This is a genomic window from Paraburkholderia sp. Cpub6, assembly GCF_014201065.1.
Taxonomy (GTDB): Bacteria; Pseudomonadota; Gammaproteobacteria; order Burkholderiales; family Burkholderiaceae; genus Paraburkholderia; species Paraburkholderia tuberum.
Genome location: NZ_JACHDM010000007.1, coordinates 294,346 through 300,551, shown reverse-complemented (window position 1 = coordinate 300,551; position 6,206 = coordinate 294,346). Strand labels below are relative to the sequence as shown.

Here is a 6,206-nt window from a genome sequence, read left to right as displayed (position 1 = left end):
GCTTCAGGCTAACGACGTTGACCGGACTGTAGCCATGGTTGAAGTTGAGGGCGGTGGGAATCCGCCGGACTATGCCGCGAAAATGCGGCTTGTATGGCGGCGAGCGCCATCACTCGCGCTTGCCGCCATACGCCAGCATGTCACCACTTTGCAGCGAAGAGAAAGAGACTTGACCTATCCTTTGTAAGCCAGTTCGCAAATGGCCTTGACAACTTTCTGCTCATAGAAGCCATCAACCCACGCGTGAACGCGAGCGCCGGATGCGAGGGTTTCGCTTGCCCGAACGCACGCAGTCATCTGCTGAGCGCCTCGCTCTATCGCAAACAGCTCGCCGCGCGATTTGAAGCGTGGCGTCTCTTCACCGGCATTGCCCAAGCTCCGTCCACCGTGTTCTGAGACACGCCCATTGGTTGCGTTTTTTTACATCGCAGCTCTGCGCATTTATTTTGTCACTGTTTTCTCATTAACGGGATGGCGGGCGGAGAGACGCGCGCTGGTTTCGGGCGATCTTCGCACACAGTGGTTTTTTTGCAGCTGCAATTGGTGCGGAAGCGCACATACCGGTTGCCGCGCCTCCATGAATCATGCTCCGCATATCGAGCCGCGTAAATGCTTTCAATTTAAAAATTAAAGAATATAAAAATGAAAGGAAACGCAATGAAGAGATATTTCCACGTAAGAAAAAGGAAAACAAAATGAAGGCGATGCTCCCGGGGCTGGACATCCTGCGGTTCCTGCTGGCCTGCTATCTGGTCGTCTTCCACACGCTCGTCATTTACCCCGAGGCGAGGGCGATGCCAATGGCCGACTTCTTCAAATTCGGCGGCTGCGCGACGAGTATCTTCTTTATTCTGTCAGGATTCATTCTATCGCACGTTTCGGTGGAAAAGAAAACTGGCGAAGCGATGAAGGTTTCGGCATCGAAGTTTTTTATCAACCGTTTTAGCAATATTTATCCCATTCATATCGTTACGTTAGCGCTGAGCGTTGCATTAATGGCTGTGAATTCCCATCCCTTCGACACCGAACTGAGCAACCTCGATTCAGCAACGCCGATTGTGCACACCATGAGCGGTGCGGAAGTGGCGGTCAATGCGGTTTTACAGATCCTGTTATTGCAGGCCTGGAATCCCTTTTATCTGTCATTCAACATTCCGGCGTGGTCGTTGTCGACGCTGTTTTTTTTCTATTTATTGTTTCCGGCGCTCGCGCCACGCCTGCTGTCGATGCGCTTGAAGTCCACGATGCTGATGGCGATGTGGGGCGCCAGCCTGTTGCCGGCCGTGATCGTCGTTGCAGGCGGCTGGTATCAGGTGTGGCCGATCGGTGTGTTGCATACCAATCCGCTGGTGCGGCTTCCGGAGTTTCTGGCGGGTATTCTCGCTTACGGGATATTCGAGGCGAACGCCGAAAGCATTACCGGCATGATCGCGAGTTGCCGGTGGATCATATTCGCTGCTACAGGGGCACTTTTCATCGGCGCTACTTTTCTGTTTACGGCGGGAATGCGTTCGTGGGAAGTACTTCTGCACAACGGCGCACTCTTGCCCGCGCAAGTCGCGGTGATTTTTGTTTGCGCGAGCGCACTGCAAAACGCGTCGCCGCGCGTGGCCGCCTGGACGAGACGGCTCGGCAACGCTTCGTTGTCGATCTTCGCGCTGCAATACCCGCTATTTATCGGCTTTCTCAAAGTGCAGAAGCTGCTTGGCATTCCGTATTCGCTGTTGTCATGCGTGCATCGACCGCATGTTTGCCGGGCGGCGGCAAGCCAGGTGCCCGTGCATTTTTCCGCCTATCCGGTCTATCTGATCCTGGTGCTGGTGGCGTCGGTGCTGTTTCAGGAGCGGGTCGTGTTGCCGCTCAGGACCAGGCTGCGCCGCGTGCTGAAGAGCCGCTGGGACGCGGCGCGGCCCGCGCCGCTGCCTGCGACGTCGGTGCCGAAGACACAGTGAGACGCGCTGCCGGCCAGGTGCAGGCGTTTGCGCATCCCGGTCCCGCACTCGTCGATGTGATCACATCGAAGCATGAGCTTGCCATGCCTCCGAAGGTGGAATTTGCCCATGCGAAGGGATTCAGCCTTTATATGCTGCGTGCGATATTGAACGGACGCGGCGACGAGATCGTCGAACTGGCTCGCACCGAGCTCAGATGCAAACGGGCGCGAGCCCGATTGCCGACGGCAAGGGCCCGCGTCCGTGATCCTCGTCAACGTGTTCGCCTCAGCGCGCCAGCAACGAAACCGTCGCGATGCCGAGAATCGTCATGATCAGCGAAGTGCTCAGGTGAATCGCCACTTCGCCCGCCGCCCAGCCGAACCGGCCGTCCTGCAGACGCTGCACGACCTCCGCGGAGAACGTCGAGAACGTCGACAGCCCGCCCATCAGACCGGTGATGACGAACAGCCGCCATTCCGGCGTGAGCTGGGGCACACGCGCGAAGCCCGCGACCGCCACGCCGATGAGGTAGCCGGCGATCACGTTGGCGGCGAGCGTGCCGAGCGGCAGGTCGCTAAAGACCGGGTTAAGTCGAATGCCGAGGAACCAGCGAAACAGCGAGCCGAGTGCGCCGCCAATCGCGACAGCGAGAAAAGACCAATACATGGAAGAGGATCGAAACCGGAATGTCGACAGACCGGTTGATGCGGGCGAGTTGATGCCGCGTCCGCATAACCGGGCGTAGCAGGCATCATCAGCCCCAAGGGCGGTTAATGGAGAATGCCATCTCCAGCTGCGAAGTCTAACATCGGCGCGCGCATTTGGGGACAGGCGCGTGAGTCGCGCTTCTCCCGTTTCCCGCGAGCGCCGCCTTCGTTCACTCCGGCGTTGCCGAAATCTTGTGAATCGACAGATCGGCGCCGTTGTATTCCTCTTCCTGGTCGAGGCGCAGACCGACCGTCATGCGGATCACGCCATACACGACCGTGCCGCCGAGCCCCGACACGACGATTCCGCCGAGCGTGCCGATGACCTGCGAGGCGAACGACACGCCGCCCAGCCCGCCGAGCGAATGGATGCCGAAGATCCCGGCCGCGACGCCGCCCCATGCGCCGCACAGCCCGTGCAGCGGCCACACGCCGAGCACGTCGTCGATGCGCCAGCGGTTCTGCACGCAGGTGAACATGTAGACGAACAGCACGCCGGCGATACCACCCGTGACCAGCGCGCCGAGCGGATGCATGATGTCCGAGCCCGCGCACACCGCGACGAGCCCGGCGAGCGGGCCGTTGTACGTGAAGCCCGGGTCGTTGCGGCCCGCGAACCACGCGCTCAGCGTGCCGCCGACCATCGCCATCAGCGAATTGACCGCGACGAGGCCGCTGATCTTGTCGAGCGTCTGCGAGCTCATCACGTTGAAGCCGAACCAGCCGACCGTCAGCACCCATGCGCCGAGCGCGAGAAACGGAATGTTCGACGGCGGATGCGCGGCGATACCGCCGTCGCGGTGATAGCGACCGTGGCGCGCGCCGAGCAGCAGCACGGCCGGCAGCGCGACCCAGCCGCCGAACGCGTGCACCACCACCGAGCCCGCGAAGTCATGGAACGGCGCGCCGAAAGCCTGCGTGAGCCAGTCCTGGATGCCGAAGCGGTCATTCCACGCGATGCCTTCGAAGAACGGATAGATGAAACCGACCAGCACGAACGTCGCGAACAGCTGCGGATTGAACTTGGAGCGCTCGGCGATGCCACCCGACACGATCGCGGGGATCGCGGCGGCGAACGTCAGCAGGAAGAAAAAGCGCACGAGCGCATAGCCGTTGTGCTGGGCGAGCGTCGCCGCGCTGTCGAAAAACTGCACGCCGTATGCGATCGTGTAGCCGATGAAGAAGTACGCGATCGTCGAGACCGCGAAGTCCACCAGAATTTTGACCAGCGCATTCACCTGATTCTTCTTGCGCACGGTGCCAAGCTCCAGGAAGGCGAACCCCGCGTGCATCGCCAGCACCATGGCGGCGCCGATCAAAAGAAACTCGGTATCGGCGCCGTATTTCAGACTTTCCATCGATATGTCCCGCTTATGCCAAAAAAGTGCGCTATGTCAGCAAGAAGCGGGCCAAAGCTGTGCTGGTCGCGTCGACACGGTGCAATCGAGCACCGGGATGGGCATCCGGTGGGTTTTGAGTCATGCGCCGCCCGAGCGCGTCATGCACCTTAACAGAGATGAATGGCACAAGAAAAGTGCATAAATCGACGCCCTTGCGCAGATTGACCCAGACGAGGGCGAAATATTCGATGTAAATTACATCTTCATTCGGAATCCTGACGCAGCGAGATGCTGGCCGGGCGCGTCGATGCCCATTTCTGGCCCACTGTGCGCGAACGGCAGAAGCTGCCGTCGACGGGTTCGTGTCCCTCTTTCTTTTCCCGCGCAAACGCCGACATAATGTGCCGACTCCGTGCACGATCCGTCGGCCAACCCCTCCCATGGGCACGCATGAGACTGACCACTAAAGGCCTGCTTCTGATTGCGATCCCGGCCGTTTTCGAACTCGCGCTGCTCACCGGTGTCGTGAAGGCCCAGACCGATGCGACGATGGCGGAGCGCTGGGCGATGCATAGCGAGGAGGTGTTGCGGCAGACCACGGAGATTCTCGATCCGGTGCTGGCCGAATCGGTCGCGCTGCGGGGCGCGGTGCTCGCCAACGACGCGCATTTCACCACCCCGATCACGGTATGGATAGACGTCGACCGGCGCATCGACGAACTCGCCGAACTCGTCGCGGACGATCCGGCGCAGGTCGAGCGCGTGGCCGAGGTGCGCCAGGCGGTGCAGGCGTACCGCCAGTGGTCCGACCGGATCCAGGACATGCTGCACGCCGGGCGGCGCGGCGAGATTCTCGCGCGCTTCCACGATCTCGCCCAGGCCGACGTGCTCGATCATTTCCGTTTGGAGGTGACCGCGTTCCAGGCCGAGGAGCGCCGTCTCGATAGCTCGCGCTCGAATGCCGTCGCCGCCGTGCGCGAACGGGAACAGACGCTGATCGTCGCGGCCGCGTTGGGCTCGCTGGTGTTCGTCGCGCTCGCCGTCTGGATGTTCACGCGCGGTGTGCGCGGCCGGCTCGCGCTGCTGTCCGACAACGCGGGCCGGCTCGCCGGCAACGAGCCGCTCGCGCCGCTCGGCGCGGGTAGCGATGAAATCGCGCGGCTCGATCTGACCTTGCACGAGACGAGCCGCCGACTGCTCGAAGCCGAGCGCATCGAAGCTCGCTTTCACGCGGACCTCGAGCGGCGCGCCGCCGAGCTCGCGCGCAGCAACGAGACGCTGCGCCAGCAGACCCAGGAAAACGAAATGTTCATCTACAGCGTGTCGCACGACCTGCGCGCGCCGCTCGTGAACCTGCAGGGATTTTCCAGGGAGCTGATTCGCGCAAGCGACGAGTTGCGCGACGCGGTGCGCGGTTCGTCGCTCGCGATCAGCACGCGCGAGCGGATCGAGCGCCTCGTCGACGAGGACATCGGCGAGGCGCTGCACTATCTGCAGACCGCGGTGCTGCGCGCGTCGCACATCATCGACGCGCTGCTGCGGCTGTCGCGGGTCGGGAGGGTCGAGTACCGGCGCCAGAATGTCGATGTGCGCGACATCGTGCAACGTGTCGTCGATGCGATGCAGGGCTCGATCCGTGCGCGGCGCGCCCGCGTGACGGTCGGCGAACTGCCCGTGGTATGGGGCGATCCGACCGCGCTCGAACAGATCTTCGCAAACCTGATTGGCAACGCGGTCAACTATCTGGACCCGGCGCGCGAGGGCCGCGTCGAAATTGGCACGACGCCTGCGCCGCCGGGCGTGCATTCGCTGCGGATCTTCTACGTGCGCGACAACGGCCTCGGTATCCCGGCGATCGCGCTGCCGCGCCTGTTCACCGCGTTCCAGCGGCTGCACGGCAATGCCGCGGCCGGCGAGGGCATCGGCCTCGCGCTCGTGCGGCGGATGGTCGAGCGACATGGCGGCCGCGTGTGGGCGGAATCGAAGGAGGGGGTAGGCACGACGTTCTATCTGTCGCTGCCAGAGGCGGGTGCCACGGGCGCGAAACCGGGCGCGAAACCGGCCGCGGCTGGCGCGGCTGCGCTCGCCGCGGCGGGTCCGGCTCCGGCGGCGCGCGGTGCGCGTCAGAGTGTGCCGGGCGCTGCGGGACCAGGCTTGGGCGCAGGCAGCGGGTTGTCCGTGCGTTCGATCGACGCGGTGCGAGGAATCAGCACGCGGTAGGGGAC

Annotated in this window: 5 protein-coding genes, 2 pseudogenes and 1 riboswitch; of the genes and pseudogenes, 5 read left to right on the top strand and 2 right to left on the bottom strand. The window is 62.6% G+C overall.

The features are described from left to right. From HDG33_RS36960 to HDG33_RS15980, 4 genes and pseudogenes are all read left to right on the top strand, one after another. Positions 1–187, top strand: a 187-nt coding sequence (locus tag HDG33_RS36960) for a hypothetical protein (RefSeq protein ID WP_221311424.1), incomplete at its 5' end; no start/stop codon positions are given. 31 nt (positions 188–218) lie between these two features. Further along, positions 219–396, top strand: a pseudogene (locus tag HDG33_RS15990) (IS6 family transposase); the annotation flags it as partial. A gap of 299 nt (positions 397–695) precedes the next feature. Further along, positions 696–1,952, top strand: coding sequence for an acyltransferase (locus HDG33_RS15985; RefSeq protein ID WP_184030009.1), 1,257 nt, complete (start codon positions 696–698; stop codon positions 1,950–1,952). A gap of 23 nt (positions 1,953–1,975) precedes the next feature. After that, a pseudogene (locus HDG33_RS15980) lies at positions 1,976–2,149 on the top strand (ubiquinone-dependent pyruvate dehydrogenase); the annotation flags it as partial. Between the two features lie 70 nt (positions 2,150–2,219). Here the strand turns inward: HDG33_RS15980 and crcB are convergent. Together crcB and HDG33_RS15970 are read right to left on the bottom strand one after the other, a co-directional pair. Then, positions 2,220–2,600 carry a fluoride efflux transporter CrcB gene (gene crcB / locus HDG33_RS15975; protein ID WP_184030006.1) on the bottom strand — a complete coding sequence of 127 codons (381 nt, stop codon included), beginning with the start codon at positions 2,598–2,600 and terminating at the stop codon, positions 2,220–2,222. 72 nt (positions 2,601–2,672) lie between these two features. Beyond that, a riboswitch (Fluoride riboswitch) is annotated at positions 2,673–2,734 on the bottom strand. Positions 2,735–2,811: 77 nt separating this feature from the next. Next, positions 2,812–3,999 (bottom strand): ammonium transporter, encoded by a 1,188-nt coding sequence (locus HDG33_RS15970; RefSeq protein WP_184029998.1) that lies wholly within the window; start codon positions 3,997–3,999, stop codon positions 2,812–2,814. A 432-nt stretch (positions 4,000–4,431) separates the two neighbouring features. Between HDG33_RS15970 and HDG33_RS15965 the strand changes: the two genes are divergently transcribed. Further along, complete coding sequence (locus HDG33_RS15965; protein WP_184029984.1) at positions 4,432–6,201, top strand: ATP-binding protein; 1,770 nt, start codon at positions 4,432–4,434, stop codon at positions 6,199–6,201. Positions 6,202–6,206 lie beyond the last annotated feature (5 nt).

Coding starts and splice junctions, on each gene's coding strand:
- HDG33_RS15985 (WP_184030009.1), top strand. CDS start 696: ATGAAGGCGATGCTCCCGGGGCTGGACATCCTGCGGTTCCTGCTGGCC.
- HDG33_RS15970 (WP_184029998.1), bottom strand. CDS start 3,999: ATGGAAAGTCTGAAATACGGCGCCGATACCGAGTTTCTTTTGATCGGC.
- HDG33_RS15965 (WP_184029984.1), top strand. CDS start 4,432: ATGAGACTGACCACTAAAGGCCTGCTTCTGATTGCGATCCCGGCCGTT.
- crcB (WP_184030006.1), bottom strand. CDS start 2,600: ATGTATTGGTCTTTTCTCGCTGTCGCGATTGGCGGCGCACTCGGCTCG.